Below are 17716 nucleotides of genomic sequence, written 5' to 3' on the forward strand. Positions count from 1 at the left end.
TTTTCTGTACAGAAATGGAGTAGCGCACACTATGGCCAGTTCGAAGAAGGTCGCCACACTCACGGCTGCACTGTCGGTAGCTGTAGGTGGCTTTGTGCCCGGAATCGCGGTAGCTGAGGCTGCACCGGCAAACTCGGATGTTGTCATCGGCCCGGGCTCGCCGTTGCGAATGCCGTTCCCGAGCAGCAAGAACATCGACGGACGTCATGTTCAGTCCCCGATGTGTTCTCTGGGAGTTCCTGGCACCGTTGTGGATCAGAATGGCGTTTCGCATCGTGTCATCATGACTGCCGGTCACTGTGTTGTGGCGAAGGATCTGGATACTGGTGAAGAGGTCACCGGCCAGTTCTTCATCCCAACCAAGGATGGCGACAAGCTGGTCAACAAGGACTACATGGGCACCGATGTCATGCCGGAAGAGAGCGACTTCGACGAAAACACCACTATGCCGGAGTTCTTCAACGAGCTCTTCAATAGCGGTGACTACGGCATCATTGAGGTTCAGGACGACATCAAGACCACCTCTATGTCCCACTCTGTGGATGAGTTCGGCAACGTCCATGGCGAGCCGGTTCAAATCGTCGGTATCGAGGACAAGCGCACTCTCGACCCGATGGAGATCTCCGTCGACAACTTCGGTGAGCCCGTGTGCACTGACGGTTCCCGTACTGGCCGCGGTTGCGGCTTCCAGGTCTTCCGTGTCCGCAACGGTGTCTGGGCCATCGCTCCGATTGACCACGGCGATTCGGGCGGAAACGCCTACAACCCAGAGACTCGCGAGGCCATCGGCGTTAACTCCATGGGTATTGGCCCGCTGAGCCGCTTCCAGCCGATTGACGTTGCTCTTGAAGAGCAGTACGACATCCCAGACGGCCAGGTTAACGAGCGCTTCAAGGTAGAGACTTCCACTGAACCGCAGTCTGAGTTCCGCACGATTGACGAGGACGTCCAGTACACCAACCAGCACGTCCCGCAGGAAGAGCCGGATCTGGGGCCGATTGGCGAGCTGCTCCCAGAGGGCGTTGAGGTCCCACCGGAAATTGCTGACATCATCTCGGAGAGCCCAGCTCTCCCGGAGCTGCCGATCCCGGAGCTGTCTGGTGCGACCGCTCAGGCAACACAGGCAGCCGACAGCATTTCCTCGCAGGCGAACCTGCCGAGCCTGTTCTAATCAGGTCACCGCAGTCTCGTAGATAGGGCGTTCGCTTTACGACGCTCCGTTTAACCCCCTATTCCGCCATGGTGGCGGGGTAGGGGGTTTGTGGCTTAAGGTCCTTAACTATGCAAAAGATAACCAGTGCTGCCGATTCGGAGGTCGAAAAGGTCAAGGCACTAATTCGTGATGCGGATCCAGAAGGGGATCGGTTTGCAAAGGTTTTTAGGGAAACCTATTACTTGCTATATAACGGCCAGAAAACAGGACGTTACCGCTGGGAACAGCTTTACAAGACTGAGAAGACCCATTTTGGAACATTGATCGAAATCGCTATCCGTCATGAGTTTGCGGAGATCATCGATGACGGCATACAGAAACATCTTGATTATCGGATCGCTGGAATCGACGTAGACTGCAAGTTTTCCATGAATAAGGGGTCGTGGATGATCCCGGTAGAAGCCGAAAACGAGATTATTATTGGACTGCATTCCTCTGATGAGGATTCCTGTTTCAGTGTTTGTGTTGAGCGAGCTTCGTCGGACAAATTGACGAAAGGTGGGAATCGTGATCGGAAGCGGACGTTTACTCGGTCAGCTCGATCTGGAATTGATTGGATCTTTGATGACGCTCCGCTGCCCATAAATCGATTGCTTCATTTGCCGGAAAGTGCTCGTGAGAAGATCTTCGCCAATCGATCTGGGCAAAAGCGAGTTAACGAGTTTTTCCGGCAGGCGCTCGGATTGGTCATCAATCGAGAAGATATTGCAACGGTGGCGAAACAGCGCGACTACATGAAGCGTGTGCGTGGCAATGGTGGTGCGCGTACAGCTCTGGCAGCTGAGGGCATAATTATCTTAACCGGAAAGTATATGCGGCAGATGGAAATCGCGGAGCAGTTGGCTGGTGTGAAACTGCGTTCCGATGAGTTGATTGCGCTGAGAGTTGTGTCGGTTACTGATTCTCATCGGGGGCGGGGCGCTGTGGAAATTGACGGTCAGTCTTGGCGAGTAGCTACGAGCACTGACCCGGTGGTACAGGCACCTATTTCATTCTGATCGGGTTTGTTGACCGTAAAATCAGTCGGGGTAGTAGGGTAGAAAGCGTTATTAAGCACGGTATCGAATGGATGTTCGAATTATGTCTCGTGGTGGATCCTGAGCATCGGGTAGCTTCCAGTTCGAAGAACCATTGGTTGGCGATGTAGGAGGTGGCGTTAGAGATGAGTGGATTCACATCGCTAGAGATTTGCGCCGGTGCTGGTGGCCAAGCTTTGGGGCTTGAGCAAGCCGGTTTCTATCATGTATGCACAGTAGAGAACGACCGAGATGCCTGTAATACGCTGCGTTTGAATAGGGACAACGATCTCGTTGCAGCAAAACAGCGTTGGAATGTTCGCGAGGACGATGTCCTCAACTTAAACGGAGCGGATTTCAAAGGCGTAGATCTAGTGGCTGGGGGTGTGCCTTGCCCACCGTTTTCAATTGCCGGAAAGCAGCTCGGGGCTGATGACGAGCGAGATCTTTTCCCAAAAGCGCTTGAGATTATTGCTTTGGCCGACCCGAAAGCAGTGCTCTTGGAGAACGTGAAGGGGTTGTCGCAACCACGGTTTAAGAATTACCGAGAGTCCGTTCTTAACGAACTCTATCGTCTTGGATATGAACCACATTGGCGATTAATTTATGCTTCGGAACACGGTGTTCCGCAACTCCGTCCTCGTTTTGTGTTGGTAGCTGTGAAACAGGAGTATGCTCCATTTTTCCACTGGCCTGAACCGCAAGGTGAAGCCCCGACAGTAGGTGAAACGCTTTATGCGGAGATGGCTTCGCAGGGGTGGCCAGGAGCGGAAAGTTGGGCAGCTCGTGCGAATAAAATTGCGCCGACTCTCGTTGGCGGATCTAAGAAGCATGGTGGCCCAGATGTTGGTCCTTCGCGTGCAAGAGAAGCATGGGCCAAGCTAGGGGTTAAGGGGTCGTCAATCGCGGAGTATCCGCCTGCCGCTGACGATCCAGTGGATCAACCTCCACGGCTTACAGTTGCTATGGGAGCTCTAATTCAAGGTTTTCCACCGGAGTGGAAAATTTCTGGAAAGAAAACTGCTGCCTGGAGACAGGTCGGAAATGCATTTCCGCCTCCTGTGGCAAGAGCATTGGGAACTTCGATTTCAAATGCACTAAATAAAAACACAGCACAGGTGCCGATTCAAGAGGTCATAGCTGTATAAGAGTCGAGTCTTTTATTGAAATCGGTCAACTGAGCAAGAAAGGACCGTTACCTTGTCAGCTTCCCGTTCGCGCGACCTGCTTCGTCGTAAAGCAAAGTGCGAATCTCAGCCAGCTATTGCATCGGAGGTGGGAAGCGAGTCACAAGGTCTGGGTCCTCAGTCGAGTGAATTAGACCGAACTAAACAGCCGATTCCGCGAGAGATCTGGATTCTGGTCAGCGCCGCGTTCATCATTGCGCTGGGCTTCGGGCTGATTGCTCCGATTCTTCCGCAGTACGCACGCAGCTTCGATGTGGGTGTGTTCGCGGCCAGCTTCGTGGTCAGTTCGTTCTCCATTTTTCGGCTAATCTTCGCGCCGGCATCGGGCTCACTGGTAGAGAAGCTCGGATATCGACGCACGTACCTGACCGGCATCAGCATTGTCGCGCTCTCGACTTTGCTCGTCGGTATTGCGCAGACTTATTGGCAACTGCTGGCGTTTCGTGCACTCGGCGGCATCGGTTCGACGATGTTCACGGTCTCGGCAATGGGGCTGATTGTGCGGATTTCACCGCCGGAGATCCGCGGTAAGAGCTCGGCCGCCTACGGCACAGCCTTCCTGTTGGGCAATGTCTTTGGCCCAATTATTGGTGCTGCGATGGGCGCATGGGGCATGCGGGTGCCGTTTTTCATCTACGGTGGCGCGCTGATTGTGGCAACGATTGTGGTCGGCATGTCGCTGAGTGCGGAGCACCTTCGCCACGTAGTGCCCAAGCGCACGACCCCTGTGCTGAAGTTCTCCGAGGCAATCCGGGACTCGGCATACCGAAGCGCACTAGTCGGAGCCTTCGCCAACGGTTGGTCGAACTTCGGCGTGCGCGTCGCGATTGTCCCGCTGTTCGCCGCAGCAACGTTTTCCCATGTCGGCGCCCCAGAACCGGGCAGCGATGGGGCAGTAGCTGCCACTGCCACAGCTGGTTTCGCGCTGACGGCCTTCGCACTCGGCAATGTTACCGCGCTGCAGTTTTCCGGTCGTTTGTCCGACCGCATCGGCCGTCGCCCTCTGCTCATCACGGGGTTATTTATCAACGGCGTGTTCACGGGCGCTATCGGATTTAGCAGCGGCGCCATTCCGCTACTGATTCTCTCCGTCCTTGCGGGCTTTGGCGCTGGCATGATTAATCCATCGCAGCAGGCCGTGCTTGCCGACGTCATCGGCGCCAACCGCCAAGGTGGAAAGGTGCTCGCCAATTTCCAAATGGCTCAGGACTTCGGAGCAATCTCCGGCCCGCTGATTGTCGGCGCAATCGTGGATGCCGCAGGATTCAAGGCCGGTTTCTTTGTTTGCGGTGTCATTTCTCTGGTCGCAATGGTGGGCTGGATCTTCGGGCGCGAGACTCTACCAGCCCACTCATCGAACAGCGGAGCCAAAGAAGCCGAAGCGAAAACAGCTTAAGCAGAAGCGGATTTGCTAGCTTCCTTTTCTTCATCCAACTTTCGGCAAATAGCCACATAGATAGCGCCAGTAATGTTGTGCACCACCGCGGCCACCGCACCCGGAAGCGCGGCCTCTGGGGTAAAGAACTTCGCCGCCATACCGGAGGACAGACCCGCGGATTGCGTGCCGACCTCCACGGCCACCGTGCGCTTGCCCGAAGTCGGCATCCCCACCAGCTGGCCTGCAAAGAAGCCGAGTACGTAACCCAAGACGTTGTGGATAATCACAGCCACAAACACAATCAGGCCAATGTTCGCCAGGCTCTCTGCGTTCTTGGCCACGGCACCGAAGACCACGCCGCCGATACCGAGGATGGAAATCCATGGCAGAATCGGCAGGATTTTATTGATAAACGAGTCGGCCACAAAGCGAATGATCAGGCCACCAACCACAGGCAGGAGGACTGTCTGGCAGAGGCTCCATGCCATCCCGAGGCCGTCGACCTCCGTGTGCGCGTCGGCAAGCACGAGCATGAGAAACGGCGTCATAATCGGCGAGACCAGCGTCGACACGCTGGTCATAGCGACGGACAGCGCGACATCACCGCGTGCCAGGTAAGCGATAACGTTCGATGAGGTGCCGCCTGGGACGGAGCCCAGCATCAGCAGGCCGACGGCGAGTGCCGGATTGAGTCCGAGAGCTTTAGCCACGGCAATTGCTAGCAGCGGCATGATGACAAACTGCGCAATGACGCCGAAGAGAATCGCCAACGGGCGCTTAGCGACCTGCTTAAAGTCCGGAATGGTCAGGGTGAGGCCCATCGCGAACATGATGATCATCAGGAAGTACGTGATGTAGTCCGTCAGCGGAGTAAACGGGGCGGGGAAGAAGAATGCCAGCGCCGAACCCGCCAAAATAAAGCCCGGAAATCCGAGAACCTCAATCATCGCCGAGAGCTTCGACGGTGCCTTATTTTCCTGCTCGCCATTCCCAGAAATCTCCTTGGGAGAATGTGGTTTTAGCGGGGACTGCCGGGGCGAAGACGGCTGCGTTTCTGGTGCGTTGTTATTGCTGGACATTCTCTAGCGACCTTGGGTTTATACGTTGCGAAATTGCAAAAATCCGCCGAACGGTGGGTGTTCCACGGCGGAAAATAGCTGATATGTGTACAAACGTGTAGGGAAAATGTTAGCCACCTCACCCCGGCAAATTGCAAAATAGGCGCCCCGAAGTGGGTGCAATGTGCTCGCTTGACGACGGCCCCAGCGCCGGGCCTCATCCAAGAAATCGACCACCTTGTGTTGTGACCTTGCTGACGGGAAATGGTTTTTTGACCGACGGTGGCGTAGTCTGGGCAGTCGGTGTGAAATCCTGACGACAATGTCGCAGAGAATCTGGCAGCGGTATAAATTCGCTGGTGAAACGCTTGAGAGTGCATAGTGCATGATGGGCGCCCCTCCTCGGAAGTAAAAGCTGAATTGGGTTTGGGCGCAATTTTTCGAAGTATGTGCAAGAGAAGCGATGTCATCGCAATTCCGACGTGAGAGCACTGAAAACTAGAACGTAAATTGGGCGGGTCATGTATGTGCGACCCAACTGTGAGTAATCAACTGTTGAATATTGAGTGTGCGGGCAAAAAGGCCCAGGAAGAGCCCCAAATGGCTAATAATGAAATGAATGGCAGCGTCGAGGAAAACCGTGAGGATCAGCGCGAAAACCAGCGCGAGGACGCAATTGTGAAGGCCGAGGATGTAGTGGCCGAGGAAGCACCGGTGGTCGAAGAGAAGGCCGCTGAGGAAAAGACCGAGAAGGTAGAAAAGACTGCCGAGGCCGAGAAGAAGGCCGAAAAGAACAAAGACGACAACGACGACGACACCGTCGGCTTCGATGAGCTTGAGCTGCCCGATGACATTGTCAATGCAGTTCGCAAGGTTGGGTTTGAGACTCCGTCCCCAATTCAGGCTGCAACTATCCCGACTCTGATGAGCGGCCGCGACGTCGTCGGCCTGGCTCAGACTGGTACCGGTAAGACCGCGGCGTTCGCGCTGCCGATTCTGGCTCGCATTGATCGCTCCGTCCGCGCACCGCAGGCGCTGGTGCTCGCTCCGACCCGTGAGCTGGCACTGCAGGTTGCGGATTCCTTCCAGTCGTTTGCTGATCACCTGGGCAAGATTCAGGTCCTGCCAATCTACGGTGGTCAGTCCTACGGAGTGCAGCTGTCGGGTTTACGTCGAGGTGCACAGATTATCGTCGGCACGCCGGGTCGTGTCATCGACCACCTGGAAAAGGGCTCGTTGGACATCTCCGACCTGCGCTTCCTGGTACTGGACGAGGCCGATGAGATGCTGCAGATGGGCTTCCAGGAGGATGTCGAGCGCATTCTTGCCGACACTCCGGATGACAAGCAGGTCGCACTGTTCTCGGCTACCATGCCGGCTTCGATTCGTCGCCTGTCCAAGCAGTACCTGACGGAGCCGGAAGAGATCACCGTCAAGTCCCAGACTCGCACTGCGGACAATATTCGCCAGCGCTTCCTGATGGTCAGCCACCGCAACAAGCTGGACGCGCTGACCCGCATCCTCGAGGTCGAGGAATTTGAAGCGATGATCATGTTCGTGCGTACCAAGCACGAGACCGAGGAGCTCGCCGAGAAGCTGCGTGCCCGCGGATTCTCCGCTGCCGCCATCAACGGCGACATCCCGCAGACTCTGCGTGAGCGCACGATTGATCAGCTCAAGGACGGTCGCCTGGACATCCTGGTGGCAACCGATGTTGCTGCTCGCGGCCTGGACGTTGACCGCATTTCCCACGTGGTCAACTACGACATTCCGCACGACACTGAGTCCTACGTCCACCGCATTGGTCGTACCGGTCGCGCTGGCCGCTCCGGTGAGGCGCTGCTGTTTGTCACTCCGCGTGAGGGGCGCCTGCTGCGCTCGATTGAGCGTGCAACCAAGTCGCAGCTGCACGAGATGAAGCTGCCGACCGTCGATGAGGTCAACGACTCTCGCAAGCAGAAGTTCGCTGATGACTTGACTGAGGCGCTTGCTGATTCGCAGGTTCCGGTCTTCCGCGAGCTCATCGAGGAGTACGCAGAAGAGCACGACACCCCGCTGGTTGATATCGCCGCTGCTATCGCTGCGCAGGCACAGTCGGGCGACTTCCTGATGAAGGAGCCACCGCGTGGCCGTCGTAATAATCGTGACCGTGATCGTTTCGACCGCGACCGCAATCGTGGCCGCGATGGTCGCTCCCGTGGTGAGCGAGGTCAGGACAAGCGCGCTGACCTGGTCGAATTCGAACGCGAGGGCACCGCAACCTACCGCATCAGCGTCGGTCGTCGCCAGCACGTTCGCCCGGGTGCCATCGTGGGCGCCATCGCCAACGAGGGCGGCCTGTCCTCCAAGGACTTCGGACACATCGACATCCGTGGCGACCACACCTTGGTCGAACTGCCGGCCAACCTGCCGCAAGAAGTCATCAACAACCTCTCCGATACCCGCATTTCCGGCCAGCTCATTGGGCTGAAGCTTGACGACGGCACCTCGGTCGACGACAGCGATGACTACCGAGGTGGCCGTGGTGGCTACCGTGGCGATCGTCGTGATGGCGGCCGCGGTCGCGGAGGATACCGTGGTGGTCGTGGCCGCGATGACCGCCGTGGTGGCGGACGTGGCCGGGGTAGCTACCGTGGAAACTTCGATGACGGTGACGGTTTCGGCGGTCGTGGTCGCGGTCGCGATGAACGTGGCGATCGTCGCGGTGGCGGACGCGGTCGCAGTGGCTACCGTGGTGACCGGGATGACCGCCGCGGTGGTTACCGAGGCGGACGCCGCTAGACCTGTTGGGCAGGCGACCACCGTCCGTGGCGCTGACCTAGAAAATAAAAAAACTGCCGGTGCGCATGTACTTCCCAGCCCTAAAAGTCGGGCCGAAACGTACAGGCGCACCGGCAGTTTTATTGTGTCTGAGCGTGTGCTCTAGATGAAGAACATCAGGATGCCGGCGACAACCCACAGCAGGGAGAAGATGCCGGAGAACATGGCCAGCTGGCCCTTCTGCTTGTCCCAGTCGAGCTCGTCAGCCTTCTTGCGACGTTCGATGAACTCCGGGTCGTTGACATCCTCGTCTTCGTCAGCGATGCCGAGGCCGGCCATCATCAGACGCTGACGCGGAATAATCAGGAAGAACAGCAGTGCCCAGGCGATGATCGCCAGCAGGATTGCGGCGTGCATTGCCCCGGACTTCATGTAGGCCGACACATCGGTGAACATGACACCGAAGCCGAGCAGCGGCACGAGCAGCGACCACATGCCGTAGGTGCGCGAAATGGCGTGCATGGTGCGCGCGGAGCCGACCGTTCCAGCCTCTCCGCCGCGGGCTGCAAGCGCGAGCTTCGGGAACATCGAAATTGCGACAGTCACCGGTCCAAGCAGCAGAATTGCCGCTAGGACGTGAACCATAAGAACTACGTTTTGCACGTATTACCTTTCCACGACTGAATGTAGGCCTCGCGTTCAAGCGAGGAGTGGCCTGGATATTTCCTTATTAAGACCAGTCCTTAACTTAACGTGCTCGCACCTTTTTCTCTATTTCGTGCCTTTCCCCGCGGGGATACCACACGCAGCTGCCAGCGCCGTCCAGTCTGCCGAAGATACGGGCAGGTCCCATTTAATGGCCACCGCTAAGTAACGCTGCGAATAGCCACACGCCTTCGTATCCGCAGGAAGCCATTCGGCCGGGCTGGCATCGCCTTTATCCCGGTTGACTGCGCTTCGCGTAGGCACGAGGTTGGTCTCGATATCGTTGCCAAATCGCCGACGCCGCTCGGCATCCCAGGTGTAGGCTCCGAAATCCCACGCCGCTGCCAACGGATAAATGTGGTCGATATCGACCTCATGCGCCCCCACCGGGTCACCCGTGTAAGGGTCGGGGATTTCGCGCAGGGAGTCGTCGTCAAGCGAACATACAGAGCCCCCGAACCACGCCGCCAACACTTTATGGCGTGTATTGCAATCGGCAGAACCTGCCCAGACGTCGAAGCGCTCGCGCTTGTACCCGGTGACGGTGGGGCGGCCTGCGACGACGCGCACAGTGCGCAGTTGCTTGACGACGGCTTCCGCGTCCGGCCCAGCGGGGGAGGATGTGACGAGAACTCGCGTAAGTGCAAAGGATGAGACAAAGGCGGCGGTCAAGACGGCGGCTAGGATGGCAAATAAAAAAGGGCGCATACCTAGTTGGGCGCGAAAAATACTTTTTCGGTTCCCTTGTAGGTATGCGCCGGGGCTAGCCTGTGGGGCTAGCGGAGGCCAAGCTTAGATCGAAGCGTTAGACCAGAGCCTGCTTTGCTGCGTGGTCGAACTCTTCCTTGATCTTCTCATTCGGTTCCTTCGTGGCCAGCGTGACGATGATCATCACGACAGTTGCAGCGGCGAAGCCCGGGACGATCTCGTAGAGAGTGTCGCTGAGCGAGCTCATGCCCCATGCGAAGGAGACAACCGCACCGGTGATCATGCCGGCAGCAGCACCTGGCGTGTTCAGGCGCGACCAGTAGAGGGCGGCCAGCAGCACCGGGCCGAATGCCGAGCCGAAGCCAGCCCACGCGAAGCCAACCAGATCCAGAATGGAGCTGTTCGGGTTAGCAGCGATGATTGCGGCGATGATGGCGATCAGCGCGACGGCGACGCGGGAGAGAGCCATGTAGGTCTTCGGACGCAGGGACTTGTTGACCGTTGCCTTGAACAGGTCCTCGATTAGCGCGGAGGAAGACACCAGCAGCTGCGAGGAAATGGTGGACATGATTGCTGCCAGTACTGCAGTCAGAATCAGGCCTGCAATCAGCGGGTGGAACAGGATGCGGGTCATGTCCAGGAAGATAGTCTCGTAGGAAGACGCATCAGTGACCGAAGCATCTGGGTTCGTAGCGAAGAAAACAGTTGCGGTCAGCGCCACGAGGACGGAGCCGAGCATGCACAGTGCCTGCCAGCCAACGCCCCAGCGGCGGCCCTCGGTTGCGTCCTTTGCACTACGCAGAGCCATGAAGCGAACGATAATGTGCGGCTGGCCGAAGTAGCCCAGACCCCAGCCGAGCAGACCGATAATCGTGATTAGCGGAATGCCAGCGAACGGATCGAAGAAGGCCTCAACCGGCTGTCCCTCGCTGCCCGGGTAGGGGTTGTTAGCAGCAAAGCTGAAGATGTCCGAGGCGGAGTTGCCATTGTTGATTAGGTAGATGATGCCGACAGTCGGAACCGCCAGCAGTGCGATGAACATAATGATGCCCTGCACCGTGTCTGTGTAAGACACCGCCAGGAAGCCACCGAACAGGGTGTACGCGACAGTGATAGCCGCTACCAACAGCATGCCGACGAGGTAGTTGCCACCGAACGTCGACTCCCAGTAACGGCCACCTGCCACCATGCCCGAGGAGACGTAGAAGGTGAAGAACAGCAAAATAATCAGGCCTGCGGCAACGCGCAGCACCTTCGACGTATCGTGCAGACGATTCTCCAGGAACGACGGCACGGTAATCGAGTTACGAGCAATCTTGGTGTAACTACGCAGGCGTGGTGCGGTGAACTTCCAGTTCAGCCATGCGCCTGCGACCAGGCCGATTGCAATCCAGGTCTGGTTCAGACCCGAAAGGTAAATCGCGCCGGGCAGACCCATCAGCAGCCAGCCGGACATGTCCGATGCACCCGCTGACAGTGCCGCGACGAACGGATGTAGGCCGCGGCCGCCAATCATGTATTCGTCATACTCTGCAGTCTTTTTCCATCCGGTCCAACCGATGTAGACCATCAACAGCAGATAAATGACTAGTGCGATGATGAACCATGTGTGTTGGTCCACAGGGCAACTCCTCATTATTTATTAATCGTACAGTCGGACTCGCGCACTACCTAGCGCACCAAAAAGCATTTTCGGCGCACAACTCAATTTCGCTTAATCAAGTCTGCTTGACGACGTTCACAGCGACGCGGCAGCATCGAGCCAAAAAGTGGCCGACGTCCACGGTGGAACCTGCGGTTCGCGATTCAACACAGCTTCAGCTTCCGGACTATCTTCGACAGTCATCGGAGCCTACTGGCACATGCGAACCATGGCAGAACTATTGCACGAGTCACACATTTTTAATTCTTGTGGCCTATACGACGTTTTCATGTGATGCGCTGCATTGCAAGATAAGAAGCGTTGAAAAAGCTTTTAAAAATCGGTTAAGTGCGACAAATTACCTGGGAAAAGGGGTATTTGGGCAGAAGGGGAGTAATTTTTGCAAGATACATAATTCGAACATGCGTGCTAATATTGTGGTGTGGTGGAAAAGCTGATCCGGGGTGCGTGGCAGAATCTTCATTGAACAAATATCTGGTGGCGAAGTCGCCGGGTGATTAGACGGTGATGACTGAGCAGGCGATGACTGAGCAAGCAGTGGGGAGGAAGTAATGGACCAAGTTGCTAAGTCAGCGGTGCCGTTGCTGCTGCACGCGGTCTGGAAAGATGATTCGGGTCTTCACCTATGGGTGGAGCGGCCAGAGGGGCACCGGATTATTGCGGACGTGGATTTGCTGGAAGTCCCGGCGCATCAGCGTCGGCTTTTTGCAGTGCTGGACCAGGGGAGTCGAGCGCAACTGACGCTAAAACTGCGCACACCGAAGGGGCGGGCAGTAGAGAAAGCGGTACCCACATGGGTGTTCCCGCCATGGGCTGCGGTGACGGCACTGGTGCAATTGCAGGAGGAAGTTTCCTCGGCGGCGATGGCGCCGGATCTTCGGTTCTTTGTGGATGCTGTACAGGGATTGGATGCTTTCGCACGCTCTGGGCGGGCATTGGTGGCGCTGACATGGGAGGACAATGAGTGGTGGCCGACGTGGCGGATGTCGGAGGGGCTGAGTGAGATTGCTTGGCAGAGTCAGGTCATTTCTCGTACACCACCGGTATTGATTGATAACGGAGGCGCCACGGTGGCTGAGGATTTCATCAATCGGATGTTTCATTGGGTCACCAACGCGCTTCTGGCCGATCTGGATGAACCGGCAGAACAGCGGCAGAGTTTCGTGCGGTCGTTGTTGCAGTCTCAGTCCCTGGGGCGTGCGACGCCGGGGGTGGCGCAGTCACTGGCAAAGTGGAGGCTGTCGGCCGATGGTGAGGATGTTCGTCTGCAGCTAATGGTGCAGGAACCTGTTGGTTTTGAAGGCCAGCTGGAAGACTTGCCGGATGTGGATCTTCCGCAGCTGTTGGAGTTGCGGAATCGAGCGGATGAAGAAGGCGGCTCAGTAACTCGCTTCAATCCTCGTTCAGCTGCGGTGGAACATGAGACTCTATGGCCATTGCGGATGTACTACCGCATCGGCGTCGCAGCTCCGGAGCGCCTGAATCCAGACATGTGTCGCCGGTCCGTGCTGTCGCTGCTTCGCCCGCAGCTATTGGCGGCACAGGAGGCATTCCCAACGCTCAAATATGCGAAAGCAGCGGGACACCCGGGCTTGGATCTGCTGCTGACCTCAGAGCAGCTGATAGAGCTTATGACTGATGGCATCTCGCAGCTGGCAAAGGTTGATATCGATGTGATGCTGCCGCCGAACTGGAAGTCAGTGGAGACTACCCTGCAGTTGCACACTGAAGTCGTCCAGTTAGATCCGACGGGGCCTGCTGGGCGCCGTTCGGAACCGAAACTCGGATTTGACCAACTGGTTGATTACGAGTGGAAGCTGGCCGTGGGGGATGCCGTACTGACGGAAGCGGAAATGCGTGAGCTCGCTGCATCGAGTACGGGGCTAGTGCATCTGCGAGACCATTGGGTGCACGCGAACCCAGAGGTAGCTAGGGAAGCCCTGAAGTTTTTGGTGGAGCAGACCAAGGCCGGGGAGGAAACCGGTAAGGGGCAAGCCACCCTGAAAGAGCTGGTCTTCGACGGTGGCTTGGAGTCGCAAGCTCCAGCAGCAGTGCCAGTCGCCCCCAGGGATCCCTCTTGGCTCAAGGCGTTGGTGTCGAAGTACTCAGACGGTTCCACGCCCCTCGCAGAGTCGGTCGAGGTGCCACCGAGTTTTGTCGGTGAGCTGCGGGAGTATCAACAGCGCGGTGTGGAGTGGCTGGCGGATATGTCCAACCGCGGCTTTGGTGTCATTCTCGCTGATGACATGGGGCTCGGTAAGACTGTGCAAATTCTGGCGCTGTTGGAGTATGAGCGCTGCCGTCGGAAAGCAGATGCTACGGCTCAAGAGCACAAGACTTCGCTGCTGGTGGTTCCGACAGGTGTGTTGCGCAACTGGGCAGCAGAAGCGGCAAAGTTCACTCCAGAGCTTAAGGTTGGGCTGCTGCATGGTTCAAACCGCCCTCATGGTGGAGAACTACAAGAATTTATCGGAAAACACGATGTTGTTGTGACGACCTATGGTGTTGCTACCCGAGATGTGAACGAACTCGCCCAAGTGCAGTGGGATCATGTGATTGCTGACGAAGCACAGGCAATTAAGAACCCCAACGCACAGGTATCCAGAGCGCTGCGGAGCCTGGGCTCGCGACACAACATCGCCATGACTGGTACTCCGGTGGAAAATGACTTGGGCGAACTGCGCACCATCATGGATTTCTGTAATCCAGGCATGCTGGGCTCAGCGAATGCATTTCGCAACAAGTTTGCGATTCCCATCGAGCGTGATGGGAATGCGGAAATGCTGCTGCAATTACAGTCGATTACAGCACCTTTTATCCTGCGCCGACTCAAGTCGGATCCAGCTATCGCGCCGGACCTGCCCAAGAAGAATGAGCAGGTGGAGATGGTTCCTCTCACGACGGAGCAGGCTTTCTTGTATCAGGAGGCCGTGAAGGATATCGAGGACAAGCTCAAGCGCTCGAAGCGGAATCGTTCTGGCAGCTTCGGGCGAAAGAGCATCATCCTCGGCGGCATCATGAAGTTGAAGCAGATTTGCAACCACCCAGCGCACTACCAGCACGACGGCTCGGGGCTGCTCAATCATGGGCAGCATCGCTCGGGCAAGGTCGCACGGTTGGAAGAGCTCGTCGATGAGATTGTGCAAAACGGTGAACGCGCGCTTGTGTTCACGCAGTTCGTGGAGTTTGGCAAGATGCTTGCCCCTCATTTCAGCAAGCGCTTGGGCGTGGACATTCCGTTTATTCAGGGGGCAATGACTCCGGGACAGCGCGAGAAAGTAGTGGCAGAGTTTAATGCCCCGGACGGTCCGCCAATCATTTTGCTATCGACTCTCGCAGCGGGTGTCGGCATCAACCTGGTTGCTGCCAACCACGTCATTCACATTGACAGGTGGTGGAATCCAGCGGTTGAAAACCAGGCCACGGACCGTTCCTACCGCATCGGTCAGCGTAAAGACGTGCACGTGCACAAGCTGGTCAGTGTTGGAACGCTTGAAGAACGCATCGACGAGCTGATTTTTGAAAAAGCAGAATTGGCCGATGCAGTTGTGCGTGCTGGCGAAACCAAGCTGACGGAGATGGATTTTCACCGTTTGCGGTCTCTGTGGCAATTGGACAAGGACAAGATTCAGTCACTGCGTGAATCGATGGACGCAGCGGAGTCAAAGTCCGGTGGGACGGTGACCGATGGGGTGAACCCAGAGGCCACGGCATCGGATTCCGCAACCTCGGATGACGATTCGATTCCCAACAATGTGACACCGTTTAGAGTCCAGAAGAGGTGGTACTAATGGCCGGTGACGGAGACGTGACATGGGGCGACAATGTCATCTTTGCCGAGTTTGGCAAGGGCCCCTCTGGAAAGCGCGGTCGTAAAAGGACTACGGCGCGAAGCGCGCCAGCAACCAGCTCGACGATTGAAAAGCTCCTGGCCACCCAGGACTGGGCTGGTGCATTTACCGGGCAGCAGCGACGTGGAACCTCAGCGCGTGTGGCGGTCGAGCCCCGTACTACTTTTGCCCGGTGGGTGTGGGAGTTCATCATCCGTGGCGCCGATTCGGGTCGTGTTCACAGAGGCGAGAAGTACAGGTTCGACGGCAATGTGCTCGGGCTTCGAATCGCGGATGGTTACATCATCGGGGAAGTGCAGGGCAGCCAGCCGGAACCATTCTCAGTCTTTATTCGGTTCCCACGGCGGGAGCAGAAACAAACTGACGATGTACTGCGGTGGTTGGTGAACAATCCGTCGGCCTTCACAGAGTTTGAGCACGGCGAGTTGCCGTATGAGCAGATGGAAATGCTGTTGTGCGATGGTGAAGAGCACATTTACAGCGAATGCACCTGCCCGGACCCGGCACCTGTGTGTAAGCACACAGTTGCAGTTGCCGCTCAACTTGTCGCTGATATCGACCGCGATCCGCTGTCGCTACTGCAGCTGCGCGATTATCCGCAGCGCGAATTGCAACGCCGGCTTCAGGAACTAACACAGCTGCGAAACCGGACTGCGCCAAAGCGCCTCGGACTTGGCGGTGCGGTTCGGGAAGATCCCAATAAAACCGCCCAGAACTCGGATGGCGCTGGTGGAAAAGATGGCGGTGACAACGAGCAGAAAAAGGTTGCTGAGCTTTTCGCAGTCGAAGCCGACTACTGGGGCAATGATTTGGAACGAGTCAGTGTTCCTTCGCTCGAGGTTATTGACCCACTAACAGTTACCGACCGTAGTTTGCTGCATGAAGCATTGCAGCCAACCTGCGTAATTTCGAGAGAGACCATTCGTGCAGTCGCCGATTTGGAAGATTGTTGGCAACATCTGCAGGAATCGCTGAGCCTGGGACAAAAGGAGCACTAGTCATGAAATTCATTCACACCTCAGATTGGCAACTGGGAATGACTCGGTGGTTCCTAGAGCTCGATGGCGGTGAAGCCCAAGCTAGGTTCCACGAAAGTCGCCTCAACGCCATCGACCGCATCGGTGAGTTGGCGACCAGCGAGGGCGCTGAGTTCATCGTCGTCGCTGGAGACGTGTTCGATTCCAATACACTGCCGGACAAGGTGTTCTTGCGGGCTCTTGAGCGAATAGCCAAGCTACCCGTGCCGGTGTATCTCCTGCCCGGCAACCATGATGCGCTTGATGCTTCTTCCATTTATCGACGTAGCGCTTTCGAATCTTTGGAAGACCGAGGAGTTTACGTAATTCGCGACAGCCAGCCCATTTCCATCCGTGACGGGGTGGAACTCATCGGTGTGCCAGTACGCGGCAAGTATTCGGCAGACGACATCGTGGCGGAAATAGCCACGGAGCTTGAGCCGGCCGATGGAATCCGAGTGATGGTCGCACACGGCCAAGTAGAAGGCTTTGGTGCTGATGCGGGAGCCACCATTGATTTGACCAGCTTGGAACAGGCTATTGACCGTGGGGCGTTGCACTATGTGGCGCTGGGGGATTCCCACTCCACGAGCCAACTTGACCATGCTGGCAGAGTTTATTTCTCCGGCGCACACGAAACCACAGCGTATGACGACAAAGAACGGGATTCCGGCAATGCGCTAGTCGTCGACATCGCAGAGGACGACCCCGAAAAAGGCTCAGTCACCGTGGCCTCCCACCGAGTGGGGCAGTGGGCTTTTCATGCCATCGACATGGATATCACTGGCGCGGAAGACCTCGATGAGTTCTTTGCTGAACTGGACGGTATCGAGGCGAAGACAGACACAGCGGTGAAGTATTCATTGCGAGGAACCGTGACACTGTCAGAGTCGACTACCTTTGAAAACCGACTTGAGCAGTACCAACAGCTTTTCGCTGCACTTTATCGCCGGGAAAGTGGCTCCGATTTAACGGTGGTTCCGTCCGAAGGGGATATCTCTAATCTCAATCTCACCGGCTATCCGCTCATAGCTGCAGAAAAACTAACGGTCTTGAGTAAAGGGCGAACCGAGAGTGGTAGCCCCCTATCAGAATCTGAAACCACCGCAGCAGCTGATGCGCTTCGCTTGCTGGCCCGCCTAGCCGGAGAGAAGGAATAGA

At 56.8% G+C, this 17716-nt stretch carries 12 protein-coding genes; 8 read left to right on the top strand and 4 right to left on the bottom strand.

Translation table 11 applies throughout. The annotated features are described in order from the left end of the window. Positions 1-31 precede the first annotated feature (31 nt). The 4 genes from HMPREF3042_RS06350 (at position 32) to HMPREF3042_RS06365 (ending at position 4812) form a co-directional block, all read left to right on the top strand. Entirely contained in the window at positions 32-1171 is a 1140-nt protein-coding gene (locus HMPREF3042_RS06350) for a trypsin-like serine protease (protein ID WP_070549626.1), read from the top strand. A 110-nt stretch (positions 1172-1281) separates the two neighbouring features. Beyond that, a complete protein-coding gene (locus tag HMPREF3042_RS06355) occupies positions 1282-2211 on the top strand; it encodes a NaeI family type II restriction endonuclease (RefSeq protein WP_070601566.1) in 930 nt (309 codons plus the stop codon). A gap of 164 nt (positions 2212-2375) precedes the next feature. Next, entirely contained in the window at positions 2376-3377 is a 1002-nt protein-coding gene (locus HMPREF3042_RS10650; RefSeq protein WP_005509735.1) for a DNA cytosine methyltransferase, read from the top strand. A 52-nt stretch (positions 3378-3429) separates the two neighbouring features. Continuing rightward, the gene (locus HMPREF3042_RS06365; protein WP_070601565.1) at positions 3430-4812 is read left to right on the top strand and encodes an MFS transporter; all 1383 of its coding nucleotides are present in this window, start codon (positions 3430-3432) and stop codon (positions 4810-4812) included. Here the strand turns inward: HMPREF3042_RS06365 and HMPREF3042_RS06370 are convergent. Beyond that, complete coding sequence (locus HMPREF3042_RS06370; RefSeq protein ID WP_070601564.1) at positions 4809-5741, bottom strand: bile acid:sodium symporter family protein; 933 nt, start codon at positions 5739-5741, stop codon at positions 4809-4811. The genes HMPREF3042_RS06365 and HMPREF3042_RS06370 overlap by 4 nt on opposite strands. Before the next feature lie 711 nt (positions 5742-6452). Here HMPREF3042_RS06370 and HMPREF3042_RS06375 point away from each other — a divergent pair. Then, entirely contained in the window at positions 6453-8633 is a 2181-nt protein-coding gene (locus HMPREF3042_RS06375) for a DEAD/DEAH box helicase (protein ID WP_083327434.1), read from the top strand. Between the two features lie 141 nt (positions 8634-8774). Here HMPREF3042_RS06375 and HMPREF3042_RS06380 read toward each other — a convergent pair whose 3' ends face one another. From HMPREF3042_RS06380 to putP, 3 genes are all read right to left on the bottom strand, one after another. Then, positions 8775-9275 (bottom strand): DUF2269 domain-containing protein, encoded by a 501-nt coding sequence (locus HMPREF3042_RS06380; RefSeq protein ID WP_070856590.1) that lies wholly within the window; start codon positions 9273-9275, stop codon positions 8775-8777. A 108-nt stretch (positions 9276-9383) separates the two neighbouring features. After that, the gene (locus HMPREF3042_RS06385; RefSeq protein WP_246822352.1) at positions 9384-9989 is read right to left on the bottom strand and encodes an HNH endonuclease family protein; all 606 of its coding nucleotides are present in this window, start codon (positions 9987-9989) and stop codon (positions 9384-9386) included. Between the two features lie 133 nt (positions 9990-10122). Then, positions 10123-11646, bottom strand: coding sequence for a sodium/proline symporter PutP (putP, locus tag HMPREF3042_RS06390; RefSeq protein ID WP_070827410.1), 1524 nt, complete (start codon positions 11644-11646; stop codon positions 10123-10125). A 593-nt stretch (positions 11647-12239) separates the two neighbouring features. Between putP and HMPREF3042_RS06395 the strand changes: the two genes are divergently transcribed. From HMPREF3042_RS06395 to HMPREF3042_RS06405, 3 genes are read left to right on the top strand one after another with little or no spacing between them, the layout of a single operon-like run. After that, on the top strand, positions 12240-15479 hold the full coding sequence (locus HMPREF3042_RS06395; protein WP_070856592.1) for a DEAD/DEAH box helicase: 3240 nt from the start codon (positions 12240-12242) through the stop codon (positions 15477-15479). After that, the gene (locus HMPREF3042_RS06400) at positions 15479-16537 is read left to right on the top strand and encodes a hypothetical protein (RefSeq protein ID WP_070856593.1); all 1059 of its coding nucleotides are present in this window, start codon (positions 15479-15481) and stop codon (positions 16535-16537) included. The genes HMPREF3042_RS06395 and HMPREF3042_RS06400 overlap by 1 nt, the downstream gene beginning before the upstream one ends. 2 nt (positions 16538-16539) lie before the next feature. Beyond that, on the top strand, positions 16540-17715 hold the full coding sequence (locus HMPREF3042_RS06405) for a metallophosphoesterase family protein (protein ID WP_070856594.1): 1176 nt from the start codon (positions 16540-16542) through the stop codon (positions 17713-17715). Position 17716 lies beyond the last annotated feature (1 nt).

The sequence above is a fragment of the Corynebacterium sp. HMSC074C05 genome, from assembly GCF_001838325.1.
In the GTDB taxonomy this organism is placed as follows: Bacteria; Actinomycetota; Actinomycetes; order Mycobacteriales; family Mycobacteriaceae; genus Corynebacterium; species Corynebacterium amycolatum.